We start from the raw sequence: 24,943 nt of genomic DNA on the forward strand, positions 1-24,943 counted from the left end.
ATGACCATCGTGACGCAGGATCTCGTCGTTCAATTCCCGAACAAGTCCGCCCCCGCACTGCGGAATATCGCGCTGAATGTGCCCGACGGCTCGTTCACCGTATTGGTCGGCGCTTCTGGCAGCGGCAAATCGACGCTGCTGCACTGTCTCGCCGGGCTCATCACGCCCACCTCCGGCACGGTGATCGACAACGGCGAACCGGTGACGGCTCCGGACCCGCGTCGCGGCGTGGCCTTCCAGCGCGACGTGCTGTTTCCGTGGATGAGCGTTTCCGGCAATATCGGCTACGCCCTACGTGCACATCGCGTTCCGCGCCAACAGCGGCGTGCGCGCATCGACGAACTTCTCGATCTCGTCGGACTGTCCGGCGAGGTGGGCAAGCAGCGCCCGAGCCAGCTCTCGGGCGGCATGCGCCAACGCGTCGGCATCGCGCGCATGCTCGCCGGCGAACCCGCCGTCATGCTGATGGACGAACCGTTCGCGGCGCTCGACGCCCTGACCCGCCTGCGCATGCAGGACTTGCTCATCGATCTGTGGACGCGGTTGAACCGGACCGTCATCTTCGTCACCCATGATGTCGACGAAGCAATTCGGCTGTCGGACACCATCAGTGTGCTCAGGGGCGGGCAGATCACCCGGCACATCACCAATCCGCTGAGCCGCCCGCGCCCCGCCGATGCGCTCGCCGACCGACCCGGCTACAGCGAGCTCCGCCGCACTCTGCATCACGAACTCGGCGTCGAGCACCACGATCGACAGCTGCTGGACAGCTGACTCCCTGCCGCAACACGAAAAGAGACCCCGTGAAAACACTCACGAAGCGGCTGCTCACCGCAGTCCTGACAGTCACCGCGATATCCAGCACGCTCGCCGCATGCGCCACCTCCGACGGGTCCGATTCCAGGACCCTCACGGTCGCGTTCGTCGTCGATCCGTCCTGGGCACAGATACCCGTCGCCCAGAAGGGTGGATTGTTCGAAAAGAAGGGCGTGAACGTCAAAGTCGTGAACTTCCCCTCGGGTGTGGAAGCGCTGCAAGCGCTCGCCGCGCACCAGGTCGACGTCGCCACCGCCGCCGATGTCCCGGCCGCCGCCACCCTGACGCGGTCCCCATCACTGCGCGTCGTCGCCGACGGGTCCCGTTGGCAGGGATCACGAATCGTGGCCCGGCCCAGTGCCGGAATCACTTCGCTCGAAAGCTTGGCTGGACGATCCATCGGCACCCCGCTCGGCACCAGTGCGGCCTACTTCGCCTCGAAAGCGCTCTCCGACAAGGGAATCAACGCCGATCTGGTGCAGGTCGCGCCGCAGGCGACGCTCACAGCCGCGGTCCAGCACAACGTCGACGCCGTCTCCATCTTCCAGCCGTATCAGGCGCAGGTGATCGCCGCCCTGGGCGACGACGCGGTCCAACTCCCGGGCGGCAGCTACAACCAGCACAGCCTCTACCTGGCCTCCGATACCGCGGTAGCCCAGAAATCGGCGTCCCTGAGCGCATTCTTCGCAGCTCTGAACGAGGCGAGCACGGCGCTGTCGACGCGCACCGACAGCGCGATCTCCGCTGTTGCCGGCGCCACCCAGCTCGCACCCGAGCTACTCCAGAAGATCCTGCCCGAATTCGACTACACGATTCAGCTGCAGCTCGATCTCGCCGACAACCTCACGAGCCTCGGCAGTTGGGCCAAGGCTCAAGGAAAGATCGACCAGTCGACCCAGCTGCCGAACTACAACACCATGCTCGTGACGACCTTCCTGCCGCCCGTCGGCTAGCGGGTCGAGCTGACGGCGTAGTGCGCCCAAGGCGAATCATGGTGCGCCGCATCGTGTTCCTGCAAATCGCGGTTGATATTGATCAGCCGTTCCCCTGAACACGGCTGCGGACGGGCGTTGTGCGGGGGCCGGATGAGCATCCGGGCTATTGCAAACTGGTCCACCGCACACTCCTCGGATAGTCGCAGCTACGGCGCGATCAGCTTATTCCTGGTCGCGGCACAACCCGATGGCGGAGGCCACGGCCTTGTGTCGCGAATTGTCTTGTGCCGGTGGCGGATCCGCCGGTTCAGTGGCGGATCCGCCGAGGTGAATCTAGGATCCGGCGGGCGGCTTGCCGACGGTGACGTTGGTGTCGATGACGCCGAATACCTCGCCCTGTGGCGCCTTCAGCACTCCCATGCGGCCGAAGGGGCTGTCCTCGGGGCCCATCATGACCGTGGCGCCGAGTTCGGCGGCACGTTTGAGGGCGGCGTCTACATCGTCGTATTGGAACCAGGCGAGCCAGTAGCTCATATCCTCGCCGGGCGCCTTGCTGGAATCCATCATGCCGCCGACGCTGTCGCCGCCGCCGGGCGTGGTGAAGGTGGAGTAGATGAACTGGTCCCCGTCGCCGATCTCGGCGTAGCTCCAGCCGTACACCTTGCGGTAGAAGTCCTGTGCAGGCTGGTAGCCGCGAGTGTGCAGTTCGTTCCAGCAGTACGCGCCGTGTTCGTTGTAGACGCCCGCGCCTTTATGCGCCTTGGCTTCCCACACACCGAATACGCCGCCCGTGGGATCGGCGGCGACGAACATCCGCCCGACGTCCATGACGTCGAACGGCGGCATGAACACCTGCCCACCCGCCGCGGTGACCTTACCGGCGATATCGTCGGCACTGTCCGCGGCGAAGTAGGTGGTCCACGCCGACGGCATCGGCATACCTTCGGGCTTCGGGCCGATACCCGCAGCGGGCTTGCCGTTGCGCAGCGCCATCAGATAGCCGCCCGCGTCGGCTGGGCTGTCCATGATCTCCCAGCCGAAGAGATTGGTGTAGAACTCGCGGGCCTTGTCGGTGTCGTCGACCTGACAGTCGACCCAACACGGTGTGCCCTGGGGCCAAACGGAGTCACGAGTGGGCATGGTTTGTCTCCTTGATCGAGGGCGGATCCGCCGCGGCGAATCCGAGATCCGGCGGCGGCCTTGCACTGGTTCGAAAAAAGGGGATCGAGCCGGTTAAGAGTCTGCCCCGATCGCCGCCGTTGCACAGCCAGATGGCTCAGGAACTCATCGACTGTAGGGATGAGTACCGCCATATCGCGCACCCGGGCAGAGGCGATGGCCAGGTCGGCGAAACCTTTCTCGCAGGCGTCGTGCCACTGCGGCTGCCACGAGGCGAGGTCCGCGGCAGTGCATGGGTAGCGCCGTTCCTGCCGCGACGACCGCCTCATCACTGCGCTACGCGCCCAAGGGCTTCATGGCGAAGTCGCCGATGAGTTCGGCCAGCTCGACGGGGCGGTCGCCCTGGACCGAGTGTCCGGCGCCGTCGACCACCGCCACCCGTGCACATGGTTGGCGGCGGAGCAGTTCCGCGTCGTCGACGATTGGTGATGTGGATCCGCGCACCGGTAGCAGGCGCTTGGACGGCGGACACGTCGTCCCGTAGCGCCGTGAAGTCGACTCGGCCGTCGATGGTGGGGCGGAGCCGGTCGTAGCGCCATACCCAGTGGCCGTCCTCGCGTTCGCGCGCGTTGTGCCCGCGCGCCGCTGCGCCATTTGCCCTGCTGTGCAAAGACATTGGCTGGGATCAGTAGTCGATCCGCATCGTGGCACGAAGGGGATCGATGGTGTCGCGCCGGCGGATCCGACGGAGCAATCTGGCTCACATTCGTTTATCATTCGATGACCGAGTCACGGCCAGCGGCCGAATCGGTCCGGCACACTTCGGATTTCGTTGTCGAGCTGTGGCGGAGTGTGGTCGGGAGGGAGTTCATGGTGGGCGAGTACGGGCCAGCGGTTGAGGCGGAACTCGCCGCGATGCGGACCGAGTACGAGGCGTTGGTCGGGGCCGGGCGAGGGTGGTCGTTGCGGACGCTGTTCAGTACTCCCGACTGTGACATCGTCGACTTTTGCGAAGGGTTCGCGCCGAATCGGTTCGGGGTGCGCGCGGCTGCGGAGGTCGAAGGTTTCTGCCGCCGGTTCGGAATCTGGTTGGAGGTCGGGGGCGCGCATTACAACAGCATGACTCCATACCTGCATCCATACGCTGCTACCGCGCAGCGGATGACGACCATCGGGATCTACAACGCGATCCTGTTCTGGCTCAACGACACTGTCGGACGGGAGAAGTTCGCCCACCTGACCGATACCGAACAGCGTCAGGCCGCTGCAACGGTGGAACGTCTGTGCGGACTGCTCGATACACGTAATGCCGCAATGGATCCGACACCGGTTGAAGCCGCGACCGTCGAATTCCTGGAACTGCTGGACGGTTACGCGGACCCGGACTGGTTGGGTCGGTTCCTCGATTCGACCATCGACCATCTGCGCCCGGCGATCCGCGATCAGAACGCCCGCGCCCGCGGCGAGTTGCTCGCGGTACCGGACTACATCGACCTGCGTGCGCAGGTGTCCGGGATGTATCCGGCGATCGCTTTGTGCGAGTTCGGCCGCGATGAGTATCTGCCGTGGCACCGGATTCAGGCCGCCGGGCTCGATGCCGACCTGCACCGGTTGCGGCGGTTGACGGTGGAGATCGGGGCGCTGATGAACGACGTGTTCTCCTTCGAGAAGGAATGCATCCACGACCGCGCCGATTTCAATCTGATCCCGCTGTGCCTGCTGAACAATCCTGGCGCCACGCTTGCCGAGGCTGTGCTCGACGCCGGGCGGATCGTGCGCGATCGGCTGACCGAGTTCCACCGGGTTCGGGCCAGGATCGGCCGGTATTGCGGCGAACTCACCGACAGGTCTGTCGTGGAACCGGTTTCGGCTCATGTCGAGGATCTGCTCGGATGCGTGCAGGCTACCTGGGTGTGGCAGACCACCACCCTGAGGTATAAGGGAATTTCGATCTTCAACGAAAACCATCTCGCGTAATTGTCCCGCTATCTGGGAAACTTCCACACGATAGTCAGCTGTACGGTCTATCGTCGGATGAATGCATCGCCGCGCTCGGCGAGGGGGTCGAGCGGCGCAACGTATCGAAGGGTTGTGGTGGACGACACCGAGAGCGTGGAGCTGGCTCGGACCTGGTGGCAATCGCTTGCTGACGCTGGTGTCATATCCGCACCGACAGACCGAGGACATCACCGACTATCCGGCATGATCGGTGAGCTTTCCGCAGCCCTGGAGGCCGATCCGTTCGACGTGCGCGCGGGTGTTCGAGTCGGGGCAGCGCTGTCGACCGCGCAATTCACCGATCCGCGGGTGCCGACGTTGTCTGCTCAGGTCTTGCACCGGCTGGCCGACTACAGCGATCGACCCGACGCCCGACAGCGGCTCGCCGGACTGTTGGCCGCGCTGGGCCAAGGCCACCAGGAACATATGGACCAGTCACGCAACGCACAGCCTGCTGCTGATCGGCCGACCGAGCAGAACGACCGCGACAACCAGGACGCTAGGTACCGCATCCTGTTCGACAATACGGCCGTCGCGATCGCCATCGGTGATACCGACGGCACACTGTTGGAAGCCAACCGCGGGCTCGCCGACATGATCGGCGTACCTGTCGAATCATTGCGTGGGATCTCGGTTTATGACTTCGCCCATCCCGACGACCGAGACGAGATCCGAGCTCTCCTGTACGACAAGCTGGTTCCCGCCGGGGAAGGCACGGTCAATCTCGACCGGCGCTTGGTGCGGGCCGATGGCAGCGTCGGGTGGATGTCATTCGCCATTTCGTATGTCAAAGGAACCGACGGCCAACCCGACTACCTACTGGCCATCGGAGCCGACGCCACCGAACAACACCGGCTCCAGCAGGAACTCCGCCGGCAAGCCCGACACGATCCGCTCACCGGTCTGCCCAACCGTCGCTACCTGCTCGACCGGATCGAAGAGCTCATCGCCACCGCGGACGAAGGCGACCGGGCCGGATTGTGCTTCGCTGATCTCGACCACTTCAAACACATCAATGACCGCTTCGGTCACGGCATGGGCGACAAAGTTCTTGTCGCGATAGCGACCCGCCTGCAGGACGAACTACAGGAGCACGGCTGCCTCATATCCCGTTTGGGCGGTGACGAATTCGTCGTTCTGGTCCCGCCGCCGGCCACCGCCGACCGGATAACAGTGATCGCGGACCAACTGATGTCGGTATTTTCCGACGCGATCACCATCGACGGCCATCAGCTGCGCATAGCGGCCAGCATCGGCGCAGTGGTCACACCGATCGCCGGTGCCAACGCCGAATCCCTCCTCGACGCCGCCGACGCCAGCCTCTACTACGCCAAAACAAATCTAAAAGGGCACTGGGTCCTGCACACCCTCCATGCATTGACCTGAGCATCGGCTCGACGCGCCCAACCGATCCGAGGCTGGCGCGATCACCCCATGGGTAGTTTGCAATACGCACCGCCCGACCCCCAGGGGGGCGGGCTGCCTGACTCACCGAGGAGAAACGCAATGATCTTCATCGTCGTGAAGTTCAAGACCAAGCCCGAATGGAGCGACCGCTGGCTGGACCTCGTCGCTCCGTTCACCGCCGCCACTCGCGCCGAGGACGGCAACCTCTGGTTCGACTGGTCCCGCAGTGTCGACGATCCCACCGAATTCGTTCTCGTGGAAGCCTTCCGTGATCAGGCCGCGGGCGCCGCCCACGTCGGCAGCGCCCACTTCGCGACCGCGATGGACGAGTTGCCGCAAGCCCTCGCATCGACGCCACGGATCATCAGCCAGACCATCGACGCGAGCGAATGGTCGGAGATGGGCGAGATGACCGTCGGTTGAACCCGTTCGAGGTCCGGGCAGCCGATTGGTTCAGTGCACTACCCGCCCAACCACCTACAGCCCGCATTCGCGCGGTGGTCTCGGCTCTTGCCGATCACCGAGACCGCAGCGCGACAGATCATGAGCTTGCCGTTCCACCCCGAAATGTCCGACCAGGGCGTGTCGATACTGACACTCGCGGAATCCGCACCAGGCCATTGTCTTTGGTCCGCTACCGACAGCACGAGTTGGGCGAGCTGATCGGCTGCCTCCGGTCGCGCACGCAGCCGGGCTTGTGCAGCGATGGCCGCGCGGCGCTCCGCGTCGGAGCAATCCGAGCGCCTCGATTGCGTTGTCCGCCTTGCCTCCCTCGAGGATTTCCGACCGCACCGGGTTGCCCGTGACGACCGCCATTGCGCGCACTGAGTGTGGCAGGTAGGACAAGCTCGATTCGGAGGACACCGCGATGCGCGTCGCGATACGTGCCAGCAGCCGGTTGGCCAAGCCCAAACGGACAGTCTGCTCGTGGATGACCAGCCGCCGACGGCACAACCACGACCCGACCCCCACCGGCACAGTCACATAGCCACCGGTAGCCAGCACCGCATCCGGCTGGAATCTCGCTACCGCCGCGCGAGCCTGCGCGCCACCAACCGGAACCGAGCACAGCGAAAGCGACGGCGGAGCGGTGGGTGAGAGCGGTCATCGCGGTCCATGGGTATTGAGGAACAAGACGGGTCCTGTGCCGAGCTGACCGGCGCCGACCATGTATAGAAGCGCGGCCATGGCCTTTCCGGTGTAGACGGGTTCGAGTTCGAGTCCGGCGCGGTGGCGCGCGGTGGTGACCGCTGACGTGGCCGCGGGGGTGGGGTGGCCGTAACCGGCACCCATCCATTCGGTGGTGATCAGCAACTGCCGGTCTGCCAGCACTGCTGCCGGCAACTGTGCGCCGCGGTGGGTGAGCAGGGACGCGCTGCGGCGTGCCAGCCGCCGCAGCGCGGGCCGGTCCAGCCGCAGGGTGTCGTTGACAACCACCGCGACGATCGTGACATCGGTCAGTCCGGCCAGTTCCAGACCCAGCCACAGCCCGGCGACGGTGCCGCCGGACCCGACTGGCACCACGATGTGGGTCGGCTCCGGTAGGGCACCAGTGCGGACCTGGTCGGCCAGTTCGAACGCGGCTTCGACGTAGCCGAGTAGCCCGAGAGGGTTCGAGCCGCCCGGCGGAATCAGGTAGGGCCGCCGGTAGCAGGCCAGCAGTAGCGGCACTGCCGCGATCGTGCGGGTCTTGGTGTGGGTGAAGTGCAAGGACGCGCCGGATTCGGCCAGGCGGCGCAGTTGCACGCGCACGTGGTCGTCGGCGGGTTGATCGACCAGTGCCAGGGCGGTGTGGAGCCCGTACTCGCGGGCGTAGCAGGCCGTGGCCAGGCCCCAGTTGGTGCCCAGCCCGCCGACGGTGAGGACGGTGCGGCGCTCTCGACGCAGAGCGTCGGCGAGCAGCCACTCGAGTTTGCGGACCTTGTTACCACCCCACCCGCCGTCCCCGTAGGCACCTTCGTCCTTGACCCAGATCGGCACGGAGGCCGGCGACAGGTGGGTCAAGGCGCGCACCGGGGTGTGGCCGGACCCCAGCGGCAGCCGCGGCAGGGAACCGGTCAGCTCCGGGAACCTGGCGTGCAGCACAGATGTCACGAGTGCACCGGTCCCAGCACGCGGGTCAGATGAGGGTTTGCGAAAACACCGTTCGGGTCGAGCTGGGAGCGCAAGTTGGAGAAGCGTTTCCATTCCGGATACGCCGGAGCCAGTGTGTCCGCGGTACGGAAATGCCGCTTGCCCCAGTGCGGGCGCCCGCCGTACTCCATCATGATCTGCTCGACCTCACCGAAGAACGGCTGCCAGGGCAGGCCGCGGTACTGGTGCACGGCGATGTAGCAGCTGGTGCGGCCATGTGCCGGGCTGAGGTAGGCGTCGTCGGCGGCTACGAACCGCACCTCGAGCGGAGTGGGCGCGGGATGGCGCTGCGCGACGTCGAGGACCCGACGGACCGCTTCCGCGGCGTCGGCGCGGTCGATGGCGTATTCCATCTCGGTCAACGGCACCCGCCGCGGCGTGGCGAAGACACGGTAGGACCGGTCGACGCTGCGATGGGTGCCCGACACCCGGGTACAGGCGCGGTTGATCGCTGGGATCCAGGCGGGCACCGCACGCCCGACTGCGCACGCACCCCAATAGGCGTAGTTGGTGATGAACTCATCGGTGAACCAGCGCTGGATCCGGCGAGGCGGACGAGGCGGCACGTCGGTGCGGTTCCAGGTCTTGGTCATCACCAACGGGCTGTGACCAAAGGCGAAGAACCCGAAATGGTCATTGCCGTCCACGAATTCGTCCAGATCGGCTAGTACCTCCTCCAGCGGCATGGTCGTCTCCACGCTCTGAAGGACGAACGCCGGAACCGCCTGCACGGTGACGCCACTGACCACCCCCAGTGCGCCCAGCGACACCCGTGCGGCGCGCAGCAGCTCGGGTCGGCCCCGATCGGCTACGACGACGCTGCCGTCTGCGAGGGTCATCTCGACCGAGATCAGCGAGGCCGACAGGTTCGGCAGGCGCACCCCCGCGCCATGGGTGCCGGTCGCCGTTGCTCCGGCGATGGACTGCACGTCGATATCGCCCAGGTTGGCGAAGGCCAGTCCGTGCCGCCACATCTCCCGGCTCAGCTCACCCAGAGTGATACCGGCCTCGCAACGCACCAGACCCGCGCTGGTGTCGATGTCGAGCACCCGGTTCATCTGCTCGAGCGTGATCAGCGTGCCATCGGTGAGCACGCCGTCGGTGAACGAATGCCCGCCGCCGGCTACCCGCACCCTGCGGCCCGCCTGGGTTGCGCGCTCGATCGCGGAGATGAGTTCGAATCGATCGGATGGTCGTTCGATCACCGCGGGACGACACGATTGATCACCCGCGAAGTTTGTCCATTGCACTGGCTTCTGCACGGTATCGACGCTAGGAATCGCGGCGCGAGAACGGAAACACCGGTTATCCGTCGATCCACCGGCTCAGCTAGTAGCTGTTCATCAGTTGTTTACCACGGTGGATCCGCAGTCGTCGGCGCCTCCAACGCGACGATCAACTCCGGGTGAGCATCACGCACCTCGCAACTCACCTCGAAGAACGATCGGACCAGTGGAGTCAGATGATCACCACGCGCCGCGACCGCGACGACACTGCGCGGGGCGTCGGCGATCGGCACATATGCCACCCCGGGGAGTGGGATCCACCGAGCCGCGGCCGCGGTCACCACGACACCGACACCGGTCGTGACCTTTGCCATCTCCTCGAGCAGAGTGGTCGACCGCGACACCACCGGCGCAGCGGCACCGGCACGGAACTCCTCCAACTGCCAAAACGCATTCCACACCGGATCATCGGTTGCCGAACCCAGCAGCGGCTGCTCCAGCACCTCGGCGACCGTCACTTCCGCTCGCCCGGCCAGCCGATGCCCGGCCGCGCACGCCAACACCACCGGCTCGGCGAACAACCTCTCGACCACCAGCCTCGGTGTCGAAACCGGCAACCGCAGCAACGCCACATCTACCACCCCCGCGCTCAACCCTGCCGACGGATCGTCATAGTTGAACTGCCGCAACTCCACCTGCACCTCGGGGTGACGTTCCCGGATGGCATCCAGGATCGGCTCGGTCAACGTCAACGCCGCGCCCTCGCAGAATCCCACCCGCAGCAAACCCGTCTCTTCCCGGTGGATGGCTTGCGCCCGTTCGGCCGCGCGATCCAGATGCGCCAGGATCGCGGTGGCGTCGGCGTAGAACGCCGCCCCAGCCGAGGTCGGCTCGACCCGCCGCGAGGAACGCTCCAGCAGCCGCACCCCCAGATTCTGCTCCAACTGGCGTACCTGTTCACTGACCCCTTGTTGCGCCACATGCAGCCGCGCCGCCGCCCGCGTGAAGTTGCGCTCCTCGACCACCGCCACGAAATACCGCAGATGCCGGATCGTCAGACCATCCGTCCTCATGCTGTTCATCGCCTGCCCTTCGCCGCCCGGCCAACACTGCGCAAACAAGCTCACCGGACAGACTGACAGATAAGCCTCGGGCCAGACTGAACTTGTACATCGGCCGTCGCAGATGTTGTCGAGGCGTCGTCTGGCTGACCCCATGCCACATCGATCGCCGCCAGGTACCTCCACCAACGCAGCAGATCGTTACATACAAACAGATCGTCGACGGCCGCCGATCCCAGCCCTGCAACTCAGCGTGGCCGCCAACTCATCCACGCGCCGCTAATCGGACCAAACGGGAGGACGTCTGCCATACCCGGCAGCCTCGCGGCGCGAGACCTGACGCTGCGTGTAGCCGAACGCCCCATGGGCGGTGAGCGTCTGCGCGGATCCCGCGTGCGAAAGGGTGTGTGGCCGAAGGCTGTTCAGGAGAGCGGCTGGCCGGAGTAGGGCGTTCCGATCAGCGGGGCGTCGCTGTCTTTCGTCGCCCGCAGGTTCACCGATAAGTAGACTCCTTGCGTGACCGATCTGGCGGACTTCGCGCGGCTGATCGCCGGTGACCACGGCCTATGCGTCGTCTCGACGCTGCGGGCGGACGACACGATCCAGTCGTCCCTGGTCAACGCGGGTGTGTTGAACCACCCCGAGACCGGTGAGCAAGTGGTGGGGATGGTGGTACGTGGCGGTACCCGCAAGCTCGACCACCTGCGTGCCCGGCCACGCATGACGGTGGTCGTCCGTGTCGGTTGGGAGTGGGCCGCGGCGGAGGGGCTGGTTTGGATCGCCGGTCCGGACGATCCGGCCCCCGGTATGGACGCCGAACGGCTGCGATTACTTCTGCGCGAGGTATTCACTGCGGCCGGTGGCACCCACGAGGACTGGGATGAGTACGACAGGGTCATGGCCGCCGAGCGCCGCGCGGTCGTCCTGGTCCTAACGGACCGCGTCTACGGCAACGGCTGACGGCCTCATCGAATAATCCCGATCATGTATCGGCGGCCGCCCGATCTGCACGCACGTGCCTGCTGGCGGGGTGCGTACCTCGGCGGCGTTTCTGTTGTCGATGGTTGTCACCGGTCAGGGCAATGGTGCTGGTGCGCGGCGACCTCGGCGAAACGTTGGAGCGCATGGTCAGCTGTTCATCCAGCCGATTCGGCGCCGATGCCGGTTGTGCAGCTCGCCGCTTATGGCGGGATCGGCCGGTACGGTCTGTGACATGAGCAAGGCGATGGTGGAGCTGTCTCATCAGATCTCGGCTGGCATGCTCACCTATCCGGGCCTGCCTGGACCGCGAGTCACTACAGAGTCTTCGGGTGGGCAGTCGCCGCTGATCGACATGACCTACGACATTGCGCGCGTGGATATGGTCGGCAACACCGGGACCTATATCGCCGCGCCCAACCTTTTCCACGCCGATGGCGCCGACGTCGCCGAGCTGCCACTGGAGCGGTTGTTGAACGTGCCGATCGTGATGATCCGCGCAGCGGGGATTCGCGCGGTTGGACCGGATGTGCTCGGCGACCCTGCGCGACTATGGGGCAAGGCGGTGCTCGTGCACACCGGATGGTCGTCCCGGTGGGGTTCGCCCGCGTACCGGGGCCCAGGACACCCATTCCTGGTCGGCGAGGTCGCGGATGCGCTGGTCGCCGCCAATGTGGCGCTGGTCGGAATCGACTCGCTCGACATCGACGATACGTCCCTGCCGACGCGTGCGTGTCACCACGCGCTGCTCGGAGCGGGAATCCCGATCATCGAGCAGATGACAAATCTGGACCTGGTCCCCGACACCGGAGCCCGGCTGGTCGCACTGCCGACGCCGGTGCGTGGGATGGGCTCGTTTCCGCTGCGCGCTGTCGCCTGGACCGATTACGGCGTCGATAGCTGATCAGGCCTCGATCCGCGCCAGTCGGCCGCGGACTCCGCCTCGCGCACCGACGTGGTCGGCATCTTCAACTCACCGCCTGACCGAAAACCGGATTAGGCGGCGACAATTCAGTTACTCCATGCCCCGGGGCTTGACCGCGCTTCACGTCGCGCGATGACGCGCGGCGAGGTATCTGTCCAGGGCATCGGAGTTATCGTTGAGCTACAGGTCGGCACCCGTCCTGTCGCGGAGGTGATCGCATGGTTCGAGAGTTCGACAGCGGACATGAGGAGGCGGTCCGTGGACTCTGGCCTGCCGCATCGCGGGGCACCTGACGATCGCCGACACGATTCGATGTCGGAGTTGGACGAAGCCGCAACACAGCGGGACCTGCACACCGGGATCGCAGCAGAATTAGCGGTCGCGGGGTTCGAGGCCGCCGAGGAGATCGGTCGCGGCAGATTCGGCGTGGTCTACCGCTACTACGAGTACCCGCTCGAGGGTCATGTAGCCGTCAAGGTGCTGATGTCGGAGGTCCGTGGCGACGAGCGCGAGCAATTCGTCTGGAAACAACGGGCGCTGGGCCAGCTGACCGGCCTGACGCGATTCCTCGCGGATGGCGGCCCGCAGATCGCAGAGATCACTGTCGCGTCCGGGTAAGGGAATTCGATGGCGACTACCGAATTGTCGGTATTGGGCCGGGCGCTGTTGCTGCTGGAAGCGTTCGACAGCTCGCACATGGTGCTCAAATTGTCCGAACTGGCCGAGCGCACCGGACTGCCACAAACCACGGTCTACCGGCATGTCGTCGATCTCCTGCGCTGGGGCGCGCTCGATCGGGCGCCGGGAGGCGGATATCAGATCGGTATGCGGATGGTGGCAATCGCGTCCTACTGCCCGCGCGCCCGTCCGCTGCGGGACGTCGCGCTGCCGTTCATGGAGGACCTCTACGAGGCGACCCACCAGAACGTGCAACTGGCGGTTCCCGATGGCACGGCCGTGGTGTTCGTCGAGTTCCTCACGGCGCGCAACGCGGTGTCCGTGCGCACCAAGGTGGGGGCACGATGGCCGATGCCCGCGACCGGCGTTGGACTGGCCATTCTCGCGTATTCCCCGGCTGCGCTCGTAGCCGCAGTCGCCGACCGCCCGTTTGCGGTGTTCACCTCGAAGACGATCAGTAGCCCTGAGCAACTGCGTCGGGCGCTGGCCGAGGTGCGCCGCATCGGTGTGGCGATCAGCGAGGGCCAGATCACGCTGGATGCCTACTCGGTCGCCGCTCCCATATTCGGCGCACATGGCAAGGTCGTCGCCGCAATCTCGATCGTCCTACCGATGACCGATTCTCGCCGTGCCGCCTGGGCGCCCGCGGTCCGCACCGCGGCTCACGGGATCAGCAGGGAGCTGACAGGGCGATAGACCGCACTTCCGCTCAGCGGAAGTGTGTCTTGGCTCACACGGTCCTATGTCACACGATTGCAGCGCAACAGACCGTTCAGTACCCAGATCAGGAGATCCCGATGAGCTCGACGCCCAGGATTGTCCGTGAGCAGTGGTACGTGGCCGCCTACAGCGATGAGATCGGCCGTGTTCCGTTCGCTCGGACCATCTGCGACGAGCTGTTGGTGTTCCACTGCACCGAGGACGGCGGCGTCGTGGCACTGACCGACCACTACGGCCACCGAAGCCACCCGCTGTCCAAATTGCAACTGATCGGCGATGACCGGATTGCCTGCGGCCACCACGATTTCACGCACGGCCAGAACGAAACTTGCGCGGAGGCACTCGCGCGGCAACGCCTCCCGCACAGCGGCCCAGCGGCCTCCTACCCTGTGGTGGAACAGGATTCCTTCGTCTGGGTATGGATCGGCGACCGCGCAGACGCCGAACCGGCGGCGATTCCGCGCGCACCTTGGCTGACCGAGGACGGATGGACCACGATCTGCGGCCGCGAGACCATCCCGTGCCGTTATGCCCTGGTGATCGACAACCTGATGGACCTGTCGCACGAAACCTATTTGCACGGGGGCTATTCGCCTGAAGTGGCCGCCACGCCGAGCACCACGCAGGTCGACGAGGCAGCGGGGGTAGTGCGGGTCAGCAGGCATATGGATGACGCCGCATGCCCGGTGTTCTTTACCGAATCGACCGGCCTCAACGACCGAATCACACGTTGGCACGATATCGAGTTCTCTCCACCGTGCCTCTACCGACTGCACAGTCGGGTCGCGCCACTGGACCGCTTCCCACCGGATGGTTATGTCTGCGGCTACGACGCCGCCGCAGATTCGGGCGCGTTCCATACCGAGATCGTGTACGCCCTCACCCCCGAGACCGCGCGCTCCGTGCACGACTTCTGGGCTGTGGCACGAGACTTCGCGACCGATGACCAGTGGGTCTCCGACTTCCTCTACACCAGCAACCACACCGCCGTGATGCAGGACGTCGTAGCGCTGAAGTTGGTAGAGGAGGTCATCGCGGAAGAGGAAAGGGGCGGCATCGCCTTCCAGGACCTGTCGATCAATATCGACTCCGGCGCGCTGGCGGCGCGACGGCTCATCGCGAGACTCGCCCAAAATATCGAAAGACGGTAACAGGCAATGGATATCGAGAACGTACGAACATCGGATCTGCGCCCGGGGGATCGGGTGTTCCTGGACGACGGGCGGCGGGTTCTACGCACGGTCACGGCCGTCCGGCAGTCCGGGTACACCAATATGCGCAACCAGTCGCTGTGCGAGGTTCTGTACGAGGGAGGCGAACGCGAAATATCCACGCCATCGAAGAGGTGGCAACGCGTGCGCCCGCTGCCGCGCCTGACCGCGGCCGATCTGTCGGCGCTGGCACCGTGGCTGATGCCGAATCTCGGTTCCGCTCCACCGTCCTCGGGCGGTGCGTAGCCGTAGTTGATCGCCATGCCTCGGTATTCGATGACGAGGATCTGCGACCAGAGCGGGATCAGCAGCGCCAAGGTCGAATAGCCGTGGGCGATGGTTCCTTTGCAGGGGCCGGTCTTGGCGCGGTCGACATCGGGGCGACGATCAAGATGGTGGGCGCGCTGGCGTCGAGCTGATCCACCTCACCCGACGACAGACGGCATGGCCGGTCTCGCCGACGAAGTGGCCGAGTTCGAACAGAGAACGATCAGCAGCCTCATCCCCGAGGAAACCGACAACTTCCGGCTCGCACTGACCCGTGCGTGGCACGCCTAGTTCTGACGACCGCGTCGAGGCGCGACACCATGCGTGCTCTTGTCGAGCTGAGTGAAGTGTTGGCCGGTCCACGCGGAAGGCTGCGGTCGTATTCCTATGGTGAAAAGGCGGCGTTCTTCTGTTTGCTCAGTGAACGCTAGAACGTATGTCAACTTGTGCCCGAGCCTGCGTTCATCCGGGTAGCGTGTTCCCTGAAATATCGGGCTGTCGAGTTTCGGGTCGTTTCGGCGCGGCTTATCTGCCGTGTTGCACTGGAAACCTCGACAACAGTGCTACCGGCCTGGGCTATATCGCATGTGCAGTGTCGGCTTTCGACATGTTCGGCTCTCTCTTCGGTGTGTCGCTGAAGGTTTGCCAACGGCGGCGCTTGGATTCAGCCTGGCTGGTCGACGCATGCCAGGCGCGACCAGTGGAGGTCAACTTCGTGGCTCGTCTGTTTCTTCTCTTCCGCGGCAGCAGGCGCCTTGGTTGGGCCCATGCCCTCGGTGCATTCGGCGGCGTGGCATTCGCGCTGCTGCTGGCGACGACGGCAACCGCCGCGCCGCTGTATCCGCAGCCCGATCCGGACCCGTTCTACGCCGCCCCGGCGGATTTAGGAGCGCACGGCCCCGGTGACGTACTCGACGTGCGGGAAATGCCGCCGGTGCCTGTCTTCCCCGGCGCCGCCGTTACCTTGGTCAAGTTCCGGTCCAATGACTCGCACGGTGCGCCGATCGCGGCGACCACCACGATCATTACCCCCCTCAATCATCAGCCCGATGCGCCGTTGCTGTCGTATCAGCATTTCATCAATTCGCTCGGCACCGGGTGCGCGGTATCGCACACGCTGTACAGCGGGGATCTGAATCTGGGGACGACGGCGTCGCTTTTGAACGCGGTCCTGATGCGGGGTTGGAGTATTGCGCTGCCGGATCATCTCGGACCGCAGTTCGCCCTCGGAGCCGGGCGTTTGGGTGGCCAGATCGTATTGGACGGCATCCGGGCGGTGAAACGGCTGCCCGAACTCGCCGTGCAGCACAGCCCCGCGGTGCTGGCCGGGTACTCCGGTGGCGGCTTGGCCACCGCGTGGGCGGCAACGCTGCAGCCGTCGTACGCATCCGAGCTGCGGCTCGCGGGCGCGGCCGTCGGCGGCGTCCCGGTGAACCTGGTGACGATGGCGCAGGAGCTGGGCTTCGAGCCGCACCCGGCCTTCGGGCTGGCCATGGCAGCGGCAATCGGGCTGGAGCGGGAGTACCCGGACCAGATGCCGACCAGCTCGTATCTCAACCCGCGTGGCCTTGCGCTCCGTGACGCCATGGCCAACCGCTGCACCAACGAAATCCTCGCCATCGGCGCCAACGGCAGCGCTCGCGACTTCGTCACCACCACATCGTTCGCCGACAGTCCCGAAGCCCGGTCGGTGGTGGAGGCGAACAGTCTGGAACTCTACGCAGGGGTGCCGCAAATCCCGATGTTCGAATGGCATTCGTTGAGCGACCCGCTGATTCCAGTCGATGCCATCAACGACACCGACCGCCATTGGTGCAACGCCGGCGTGCGGTTGCAGACGATGCGGGTGTCCGCGCCCGAGCATTTGTCCGCGGCGGTGGAGGGTGCGCCGGAGGTAATGGATTGGCTCGACGCTCGGGTTCGCGGAGAGTCCGCGCCGTCCAACTGCTGAGATCTGACGGGATCGTCGCGTAGCGGCTTGCTGCGGGCGCGGCGTTCGTGGCGTCGTCGGCAATCGGGCCGAGCCCAGTCTGATGGCTTCGATTGTCGAGTCGGCCGTGGCCATGTGACCAGGCTCACGATTCGATGTCCGCTCTTGTGAGAAAGGTGGCTGAACAGCAATTTCCGGGTAGCGCGCGGGTGGATTGACAGGAAAATCGGGTGATTTGTGTCGGTGCCGACCGGAATACTGACGCGCGCCCGATGAGTTCGAGCGACCGTTTCCGTCTCGATCACTGTGGCGCCGAGACGCGATTCGGTGACTCGGCAACGGGCCACACATAGTCCTGTCAACGCCCTGCGCTCCGGAGGTACCCGATGTCCACCGAACGATCCGCCCCCGCTTCGGGAGGGACACCAACCGTCATCCGGGTACTGGTACTCGCGACGTTCGTGGTGATCCTGAACGAGACCATCATGATCAACGCGATACCGCGCCTGATGGCCGACCTGGAGGTCACCGAACGGGCGGCACAGTGGGTGTCCACCGCGTTCATGCTCACGATGGCGGCCGTCATCCCGACCACCGGCTGGTTCCTGCAGCGGGTATCGACCCGGCAGGCATATGCCGTGGCGATGGGAGTCTTCCTGGCCGGTACCGCGTTGTCGGCCGTCGCGCCGTCCTTCGCGGTACTGCTGCTCGGGCGGGTAATCCAGGCCGGTGGCACGGCGGTGATGATGCCACTGCTGATGACCACGCTGATGACGGTTGTGCCCGAGCAGGACCGCGGCCGGGTGATGGGCAACGTCACCCTTGCGATTTCGGTGGCGCCCGCGATGGGGCCGGTGATTTCCGGGTTGGTGCTGCAGATCGGTTCGTGGCGGTGGCTTTTCGTGCTGGTGCTGCCGATCACCGCGGTCGTCACGTGGCTCGGCCTTCGTCAGCTGGAGAACGTCGGTGAACCGCAGGCCGGGTCGATCGATTGGGCCAGTGTGGTGCTGGCGGCGATCGGATTCGGTGGCCTGGTGTTCGGGCTGAGCCGGTTCGAGAGCGGCAACCTCACCAGCCCGGCGCTGATCGTCGCCGCGGGCGTGGCCCTCATTGCCGCGTTCGTGTTCCGTCAGCTGCGCCTGCAGCGCACCGGCACTCCGCTGCTGGACCTGCGGGTCTTGCGGGCGGGCACCTACACAAAAGCGTTGGTGCTGATGTCGGTCGCGTTCATGGCGATGCTCGGGTCGATGATCCTGCTGCCGTTGTATCTGCAGAACCTGCGTGGCCTGAGCCCCTTGGCGACCGGCCTGCTGGTGATGCCGGGCGGGTTGGCGATGGGTCTGCTCGGACCGACCGTCGGGCGCCTGTTCGATCGGTTCGGCGGACGCCTGCTGGTGCTTCCCGGGTCGATCGGGATCGCCGTGGCGCTGGCCGGGTTCACCCAAATCTCGATGACCATGCCGTACTGGCAGCTGATCGCACTGCACGTGCTGCTGATGGTGTCGCTGGCCGCAACCTTCACACCGGTCTTCACACTCGGCCTCGGCGCGCTCCCACAGCATCTCTACTCACACGGCAGCTCCATGCTCGGCACCCTGCAGCAGGTCGCTGCGGCCTTCGGTACCGCGCTGGTGGTGACGGTGATGTCGTCCCGCAGCACCAGCCTCGTCGCCGACGGCACCGACCCCGTCACCGCGCACCTCGACGGCATGCGCCTGGCCTTCCTGGTCTCCGCCACCCTGGCGCTGATCGTGATCGTCATGGCAGTGCTCCTGCCGAGCCGGGCAGCCGCCCCCGAAGCGTCCGACGAGTCCGAAATCGCGGCCCCCGAACTGGTCAAGGGCTGACCGCGATTCGGCACGACCAAAACCCCCGGCTGCATTCGCACGCCGGGGGTTTCGTGTCCGGCGGCGGCCACCTGCTTGCCCTCGATCATGTCCGCGCGGGTGTACGGCTCCGCGATGATCGAGAACACGCTATCGCTGCTGGCGACGGGGCCACGACGGGCGAGTTGCGCGAGGCGTGGTGGTAACTCATCGCCGTTGTGGCGGTCGGGACGTGCTCGGATGACGTTTCGTTCGGTGCGCATTCCTGCCCGGGACCTACTATCTCTAGAGTAGGAGCAGTGATCCGCTACCCGGACCGGTCCATCATCGACACTCTGTTCCCAACCATGATCGAGCGTCGCCGCGGCGCGGAGACCACCGCCCCTGCGCTCGTGCATGTATGGGGATTCATGGGCACCGGCGAGCCCGGCGACGCCAGTGCTGCAGGCGTCGCGGAGTTCTGGTCCGACAGCGCTCCCACGACCGCCGGTTCACCGATCCTGGACATCGCCGGACGGATGATGTCGGGCATGGGTGGCCAGCTGTGGGGATTCGGGCTGGCCTGCCGGATCACGGCGAACTTGGTGGTGCGCGAGATTCGCAATCCACCGGAAGTAACCACTGCCGCGAAGCCGGACGAGCCGCGCGACGGTTCGAACGCCGAGGAAGTCTGGGTAGCAACGATTTTCGACGCCCGGGGCGGGGAGTACACACGGATGCAATACGTGCACCTGCCCGACCTCGAGCCGATCACCTGGGACAGTGACACCCTGGACAAACGCAGCACGACCCGCGATTGGATGGACCGCGTCGAAAACGGAATCATCTCGGCACATATCTGGGCCGCCGCGCTGACCCTGGATGCAAACCGAAACCGATCCGTACTCCAACAACTCGAGCGCCGCCTCCTCCGATAAATCCTGGAAAGCCCACACGGATAACGTGTGTGCCCTACGTGCCGACGCGCCGAATGGAGCAGTGCTACACGGACATGGCGCTGGTAGCCGCGGTCGATGATCGGGTTGTGGGCTGATCGGTGACATGGCCGTAGTCCAGTCGGGTACCTTGACCGAAGGCGAGTACGTGAACGGCGATTCCTCCGGACAGGGCGGATTCGTGGCGTGACGAACTCGGCGGGCGATCGGCGGCACGGCACCTTCTCCGAAGGAGCGGCGCTATGGATCTCAATACGATCACCGATATCGTTCGGCGACCTTCCGACCGACCGGGCGCGGCCTGGCGCGACGGCGACGCGTGGCTGGCCGGGGGCACCTGGTTGTTCTCGACCGAGCAGCCGGATCTGCGCCGTCTGGTCGATCTCACCGCACTCGGCTGGGACAGCCTGGTGCCGAGCGCCGCAGGCCTGGAGATCGGCGCGACGTGCACCATCCGTGAGCTGAATGCCTTTGTGCCGCTGAGCGACTGGCCCGCCTGCGCCTTGTTCACCACATGCTGCGAGGCCTTCCTGTCGTCGTTCAAGGTATGGAACGCGGCAACGGTGGGCGGCAATATCTGCATGTCGCTGCCCGCGGGCCCGATGATCACGCTGGCGGTCGCGCTCGAAGCCACATACACCGTGTGGGCACCCGATGGTTCCGAACGCACCGTCGATGCCGCCGATTTCGTCATCGGCGACCACCGGAACGTCCTCGCGCCCGGCGAGATCCTGCGGCGCGTCGACATCCCGGTCGTCGCGCTGGGTAAGCGTTGCGCGCACCGGCGCTTCAGCCTGACGCGGCTGGGCCGCTCGACGCTGTTCATGATCGCCACCCGGTCACCGGGGACCGCGGACCTGCTGCTCACCATCACCGCAGGTACCACCCGGCCGGTGCGCTTGGCCTTCGACCGCATGCCCGACGCCGAGGCACTACGGCACCGCATCGAGGCCATACCCGATGACCTGTGGTTCAGCGATCCGAACGGCACGCCCGACCATCGGCACCACCTGGCCGCGCACTTCGCCGAGGAGATCCGCGTCGAACTAGGCGGTCCTACGTGACGTACATCGTGAACGGAGACACCTTCGAGGACGAGCCGAATCCCGGCCAATGCCTGCGCACATTCCTGCGCGCGCTCGGCTTCCACGGTGTCAAGAAGGGATGCGACGCGGGCGATTGCGGCGCCTGCACGGTGTGGCTGGACGGCGATCCGGTGCACAGTTGCATTACGCCCGCGTTCCGAGCCGACGGGCGTGCGGTCACGACGATCGAGGGTCTCGGTTCGCCCACGGACCTGCATCCGATGCAGCGGCAGTTCCGTGACGCTCCCGGCTTCCAGTGCGGCTTCTGCACCGCGGGCATGATCATGACCACGGCGGCGCTCACCGACGCCCAGAAGCAGGATCTGTCGCGCGCGCTGAAGGGAAACCTCTGCCGCTGCACCGGCTATCGGGCGATCGAAGACGCGGTGCAGGGTGTCACCGGGATCGAGGTCGCCCTGCCGGGCCGAGCCGTCGGCACCAGCGTCGGTACTCCGGCGGGCACCGAGGTGGTGACCGGTCGCGCCGAATTCACCATGGACACAGCGATCGACGGCATGCTGCATCTGAAGGTGTTGCGCTCTCCGCACGCCCACGCCCGCATCGTGTCGATCGACACGAGCGCGGCGCTCGCGGTTCCCGGCGTGCATCGCGTCTACACCTGGGAGGATGTGCCGCGCAAACGGTTCACGACCGCGATACACACCGACCACCTCGTCGATCCCAGCGACACCTACATCCTCGACAATGTGGTGCGCTTTGTCGGACAACGGGTGGTCGCGGTGCTGGCCGACACCGTCGGGGCCGCCGAATCAGGCTGTCGCAAGGTGATCGTCGAGTACGAGGCGCTGCCCGCGGTCTTCGATCCCGAAGCGGCGATGACCGACGGCGCTCCACAACTGCACGGCTCGCACGACCCGTTCGTGCACGATCCGGAGCGGAACATCCTGCTCGAGATCCACGGGCACGTCGGTGACGTCGCGGCGGGATTCGCCGAGGCCGATGTGATTCACGAGGGCACGTATTCTTCGCCGCGCGTGCAGCATGCGCATCTCGAGACGCACGGTTCGATCGCGTGGATCGATGACGGTCGTCTGCACATTCGCACCAGCTCCCAATCCCCGTCGATCGCCAAGGCCAAGCTCGGCTATCTGTTCGACCTGCGTCCCGATCAGCTGCGTGTGTTCTGTCAGCGGGTCGGCGGCGCGTTCGGCGGCAAACAGGAGGTCATCACCGAGGATTTGGTCGCCCTCGCCGCATTGGACACCGGTCGACCCGTATGTTTCGAGTTCACCCGCGAAGAGGAGTTCACGACGGCGTCGCCGCGGCATCCGATGTCGCTGACGATCAAGCTCGGCGCGCGAGTCGACGGTATGCTCACCGCGATCCAGGTCCGCAATGTGTCCAATACGGGCGCATACGGAAACCACGGCGGCGAAACACTATTCGCCGGTGGAACGGCCGTCGCGATCTACCGCTGCCCGAACAAGAAGTTCGACGCGTATTCGGTCTATACGAATACGGTGCCCAGCGGCGCGTTGCGCGGCTACGGCATGACTCAGCCCGCGTTCGCGATGGAGTCCGCCATGCACGAGCTGGCGGTCGCGCTCGATATGGATCCGCTCGAGCTGCGACGGCGCAATATCGTGCGTCCGGGTGATGCGCTCGTCGCATTCGACGATGGCCCGGACGATGTCATGTTCCGCGAGGAGGGCCTCGGGCGCTGCATCGATCTGGTCGATGACGCGCTGCGGCGCAACGCCACCGAGCCGCCACCGGGAGACGGGTGGCTGATCGGCATCGGTGCTGCCAGCTCGCTGCACGAGACCGCGCCGCCGACCGACCACCTCTCCGAAGCCTGGCTGACCCTCGGTGATGACGGCATCTACGAGCTTGCCATCGGCACAGTCGAGTTCGGCGAGGGCACCCCGACCGCCCACGTGCAGATCGCGGCCAACCAGCTCGGCACCACGCCGTCACGGGTGCGCCTTGTGCAGTCCGATACCGACCGGACCGGCTTCGATACCGGCGCGTTCGCCAGCGCCGGGCTGTTCGTCGCCGGGAATGCGGTGCTGCGGGCAGCCGATGCCCTGCGCGATCGCATCCTGTTTTTGGCGGCCGCACATGCCCGAGTCGACATCGCTTCGTGCGTGATGGACGACACCGGGGTCATCTGCGGTGACAGCCGCTTAGCGCTGTCGGAGCTGATCGAGGTCGCGCACCGACGCGGCATCCGATTGACGGAGGCGCGCAAGGCCTTCGGGTCGCCGCGCAGCGTCGTCTTCAACTCCCATGGCTTCCGAATCGCGGTCCACCCGATGACGGGGGAGATCCGCATCCTCTACAGCGTGCACGCCACCGACGCAGGAGTCCTGATCAATCCGGCGCAGGTCCGGGGCCAGATCGAGGGCGGCGTCGCACAGGGCATCGGCTTCGCGCTGACCGAGAACTTCCACGTCGACGACAACGGCGTCATGGTCAACCCGAACCTGCGCAATTACCGCATCCCGACCTATGCCGATATTCCCCGCACCGAGGTGCTGACCGTCGACTCCGCCGATTCGGTCGGGGCGATGCACTCGAAGGGTATCGCGGAGTGCTGCGTCAACCCGGTAGCGCCCGCGCTGGCCAACGCGCTCGAGAACGCGACGGGGATCCGATACCGCGCGCTGCCGCTGACTCCCGAGCGCATCTACCGGCGGCTCATCGCGAAAACCCCGGTTCCGACGCGATCCGAGCCGTGAGGAGAGTGCGATGGACGCCGGGAAAGGTTCCGACAATGCCGCGACCGTCATCATCGGCCAGAAGGTGCGCCCAGGTTTCGAGAAAGCCTTCAAGAGCTGGCAGGAGGACCTGAACAGTGCGGCCGCGGGCCACACCGGATTCCTCGGTGCCGAGATCGCCGTCCCTACCGCCGTGCAGCAGGAGTGGATCGTGGTCTACCGCTTCGACTCCGTCGGTCATCTCCAGGACTGGATCAACAGCACCACCCGTCAGGAATTCCTGGACGACGGGCGGCAATACTTCGACGGTCCCGCCACCCAGCAGGTCATCAGCGGCGGTACGCGGGCCGCGCAACCCCTGGTGACGGTCGTCGTCACCCATCGGGTTACTCCGGACAGCGTCGCGGATTTCCTTGCGTGGCAGGCGCATCTGAGTCAGGAGGAGGCAAAGTTCGAAGGCTTCCGCGGTTCCGAGCTCTTCCGCCCGATCGAGGGAGTTCAGGACGAGTGGACCGCGCTCTACCGCTTCGATACCGCGGCGAACCTCGCCACGTGGCTCACCTCGGAGCGGCGTCAGGAACTGCTCGCCGAGGGGGAGAAGTTCAACGACTTCGAGTTGCGCACCATCGAGAACTCGTTCGGCAGCTGGTTCGCCTTCGACGAGGACGGCAACGAGGCTCCCACTCCATCGGATACCAAAACCGCCGTCGCGGTATGGGTCGGCCTCTATCCGACCGTCGTGCTGCTCACCCTCGCATTGTCGCCCTTGCAGATGCCGCTCTGGCTGGGCTTGCTCATCGGCAACCTGCTGTCCAGCTTCGTGATGACTTTCTTCACGATGCCGTACTACGTGAACCGGCTGCTGCGGCGATGGCTGCGGCCGCCTTCGGATGCTCCGGTCGCCAAGACGAACCTCCAGGGTATTGCCGTCGTCGCCGCTCTCAACCTGGTCTGGGTCGTCGTCTTCTATACGGTGACGACCCAGCTCTGGACGCTGCCCTGAGATCCGACT

General features: G+C 65.6%; 24 protein-coding genes and 1 pseudogene. 18 read left to right on the forward strand and 7 right to left on the reverse strand.

Going from position 1 to position 24,943, the window contains the following annotated elements:
• On the forward strand, window positions 1–774 hold the full coding sequence (locus ACQP1G_RS22505; protein WP_433207706.1) for an ABC transporter ATP-binding protein: 774 nt from the start codon (window positions 1–3) through the stop codon (window positions 772–774).
• Between the two features lie 29 nt (window positions 775–803).
• Complete coding sequence (locus ACQP1G_RS22510) at window positions 804–1,769, forward strand: ABC transporter substrate-binding protein (protein WP_433207709.1); 966 nt, start codon at window positions 804–806, stop codon at window positions 1,767–1,769.
• Here ACQP1G_RS22510 and ACQP1G_RS22515 read toward each other — a convergent pair.
• The 3 genes from ACQP1G_RS22515 to ACQP1G_RS22525 form a co-directional block, all read right to left on the reverse strand.
• Window positions 1,766–1,933, reverse strand: coding sequence for a hypothetical protein (locus ACQP1G_RS22515; protein ID WP_433207712.1), 168 nt, complete (start codon window positions 1,931–1,933; stop codon window positions 1,766–1,768). The genes ACQP1G_RS22510 and ACQP1G_RS22515 overlap by 4 nt on opposite strands.
• A gap of 151 nt (window positions 1,934–2,084) precedes the next feature.
• Window positions 2,085–2,891 (reverse strand): VOC family protein, encoded by an 807-nt coding sequence (locus ACQP1G_RS22520; protein ID WP_433207714.1) that lies wholly within the window; start codon window positions 2,889–2,891, stop codon window positions 2,085–2,087.
• 315 nt (window positions 2,892–3,206) lie between these two features.
• Window positions 3,207–3,374, reverse strand: a complete 168-nt coding sequence (locus tag ACQP1G_RS22525; protein WP_433207717.1) for a hypothetical protein — start codon at window positions 3,372–3,374, stop codon at window positions 3,207–3,209.
• A gap of 276 nt (window positions 3,375–3,650) precedes the next feature.
• Here ACQP1G_RS22525 and ACQP1G_RS22530 point away from each other — a divergent pair, with 276 nt between their 5' ends.
• The 4 genes from ACQP1G_RS22530 (at window position 3,651) to ACQP1G_RS22545 (ending at window position 6,938) form a co-directional block, all read left to right on the forward strand.
• Window positions 3,651–4,847, forward strand: a complete 1,197-nt coding sequence (locus ACQP1G_RS22530) for a terpene synthase family protein (protein ID WP_433207720.1) — start codon at window positions 3,651–3,653, stop codon at window positions 4,845–4,847.
• Window positions 4,848–5,072: 225 nt separating this feature from the next.
• Window positions 5,073–6,254: a diguanylate cyclase domain-containing protein gene (locus ACQP1G_RS22535; RefSeq protein WP_433207723.1), complete on the forward strand. Its 1,182-nt coding sequence runs from the start codon at window positions 5,073–5,075 to the stop codon at window positions 6,252–6,254.
• A gap of 120 nt (window positions 6,255–6,374) precedes the next feature.
• Window positions 6,375–6,698 (forward strand): putative quinol monooxygenase, encoded by a 324-nt coding sequence (locus ACQP1G_RS22540; protein ID WP_433207726.1) that lies wholly within the window; start codon window positions 6,375–6,377, stop codon window positions 6,696–6,698.
• 33 nt (window positions 6,699–6,731) lie between these two features.
• Window positions 6,732–6,938, forward strand: coding sequence for a DegT/DnrJ/EryC1/StrS family aminotransferase (locus ACQP1G_RS22545; RefSeq protein WP_433207729.1), 207 nt, complete (start codon window positions 6,732–6,734; stop codon window positions 6,936–6,938).
• Window positions 6,939–7,151: 213 nt separating this feature from the next.
• On the opposite strand, the pseudogene ACQP1G_RS22550 reads toward ACQP1G_RS22545, so the two are convergent.
• The 4 genes and pseudogenes from ACQP1G_RS22550 to ACQP1G_RS22565 all read right to left on the reverse strand — a co-directional run.
• A pseudogene (locus ACQP1G_RS22550) lies at window positions 7,152–7,346 on the reverse strand (glycosyltransferase); the annotation flags it as partial.
• Between the two features lie 33 nt (window positions 7,347–7,379).
• Window positions 7,380–8,369, reverse strand: coding sequence for a 1-aminocyclopropane-1-carboxylate deaminase/D-cysteine desulfhydrase (locus ACQP1G_RS22555; protein WP_433207732.1), 990 nt, complete (start codon window positions 8,367–8,369; stop codon window positions 7,380–7,382).
• The gene (locus tag ACQP1G_RS22560) at window positions 8,366–9,670 is read right to left on the reverse strand and encodes a D-arabinono-1,4-lactone oxidase (RefSeq protein WP_433207735.1); all 1,305 of its coding nucleotides are present in this window, start codon (window positions 9,668–9,670) and stop codon (window positions 8,366–8,368) included. Before ACQP1G_RS22560 ends, ACQP1G_RS22555 begins: the two co-directional genes overlap by 4 nt.
• A gap of 89 nt (window positions 9,671–9,759) precedes the next feature.
• A complete protein-coding gene (locus ACQP1G_RS22565; protein ID WP_433207738.1) occupies window positions 9,760–10,707 on the reverse strand; it encodes a LysR substrate-binding domain-containing protein in 948 nt (315 codons plus the stop codon).
• A 504-nt stretch (window positions 10,708–11,211) separates the two neighbouring features.
• Here ACQP1G_RS22565 and ACQP1G_RS22570 point away from each other — a divergent pair.
• From ACQP1G_RS22570 to ACQP1G_RS22625, 12 genes are all read left to right on the forward strand, one after another.
• A complete protein-coding gene (locus tag ACQP1G_RS22570; RefSeq protein ID WP_433207741.1) occupies window positions 11,212–11,655 on the forward strand; it encodes a pyridoxamine 5'-phosphate oxidase in 444 nt (147 codons plus the stop codon).
• A gap of 253 nt (window positions 11,656–11,908) precedes the next feature.
• Window positions 11,909–12,577: a cyclase family protein gene (locus tag ACQP1G_RS22575; protein ID WP_433207744.1), complete on the forward strand. Its 669-nt coding sequence runs from the start codon at window positions 11,909–11,911 to the stop codon at window positions 12,575–12,577.
• A 279-nt stretch (window positions 12,578–12,856) separates the two neighbouring features.
• Window positions 12,857–13,216 carry a hypothetical protein gene (locus ACQP1G_RS22580; RefSeq protein ID WP_433207747.1) on the forward strand — a complete coding sequence of 120 codons (360 nt, stop codon included), beginning with the start codon at window positions 12,857–12,859 and terminating at the stop codon, window positions 13,214–13,216.
• 9 nt (window positions 13,217–13,225) lie between these two features.
• Window positions 13,226–13,972, forward strand: a complete 747-nt coding sequence (locus ACQP1G_RS22585) for an IclR family transcriptional regulator (RefSeq protein ID WP_433207750.1) — start codon at window positions 13,226–13,228, stop codon at window positions 13,970–13,972.
• A 101-nt stretch (window positions 13,973–14,073) separates the two neighbouring features.
• On the forward strand, window positions 14,074–15,147 hold the full coding sequence (locus ACQP1G_RS22590; protein WP_433207753.1) for a Rieske 2Fe-2S domain-containing protein: 1,074 nt from the start codon (window positions 14,074–14,076) through the stop codon (window positions 15,145–15,147).
• A gap of 6 nt (window positions 15,148–15,153) precedes the next feature.
• Window positions 15,154–15,453: a hypothetical protein gene (locus ACQP1G_RS22595; RefSeq protein ID WP_433207756.1), complete on the forward strand. Its 300-nt coding sequence runs from the start codon at window positions 15,154–15,156 to the stop codon at window positions 15,451–15,453.
• An 811-nt stretch (window positions 15,454–16,264) separates the two neighbouring features.
• Entirely contained in the window at window positions 16,265–17,425 is a 1,161-nt protein-coding gene (locus ACQP1G_RS22600; protein WP_433207758.1) for a lipase family protein, read from the forward strand.
• Between the two features lie 365 nt (window positions 17,426–17,790).
• Window positions 17,791–19,251: an MDR family MFS transporter gene (locus tag ACQP1G_RS22605; protein WP_433207760.1), complete on the forward strand. Its 1,461-nt coding sequence runs from the start codon at window positions 17,791–17,793 to the stop codon at window positions 19,249–19,251.
• 278 nt (window positions 19,252–19,529) lie between these two features.
• Window positions 19,530–20,147 carry a hypothetical protein gene (locus tag ACQP1G_RS22610; RefSeq protein ID WP_433207763.1) on the forward strand — a complete coding sequence of 206 codons (618 nt, stop codon included), beginning with the start codon at window positions 19,530–19,532 and terminating at the stop codon, window positions 20,145–20,147.
• Window positions 20,148–20,407: 260 nt separating this feature from the next.
• Complete coding sequence (locus tag ACQP1G_RS22615; RefSeq protein ID WP_433207766.1) at window positions 20,408–21,229, forward strand: FAD binding domain-containing protein; 822 nt, start codon at window positions 20,408–20,410, stop codon at window positions 21,227–21,229.
• Complete coding sequence (locus tag ACQP1G_RS22620) at window positions 21,226–23,952, forward strand: molybdopterin-dependent oxidoreductase (protein WP_433207769.1); 2,727 nt, start codon at window positions 21,226–21,228, stop codon at window positions 23,950–23,952. Before ACQP1G_RS22615 ends, ACQP1G_RS22620 begins: the two co-directional genes overlap by 4 nt.
• 10 nt (window positions 23,953–23,962) lie before the next feature.
• Window positions 23,963–24,934, forward strand: coding sequence for an antibiotic biosynthesis monooxygenase (locus ACQP1G_RS22625; RefSeq protein ID WP_433207771.1), 972 nt, complete (start codon window positions 23,963–23,965; stop codon window positions 24,932–24,934).
• Window positions 24,935–24,943: the final 9 nt, after the last annotated feature.

Origin of the sequence: Nocardia sp. CA-107356 (assembly GCF_050946365.1) — a bacterium.
In the GTDB taxonomy this organism is placed as follows: Bacteria; Actinomycetota; Actinomycetes; order Mycobacteriales; family Mycobacteriaceae; genus Nocardia.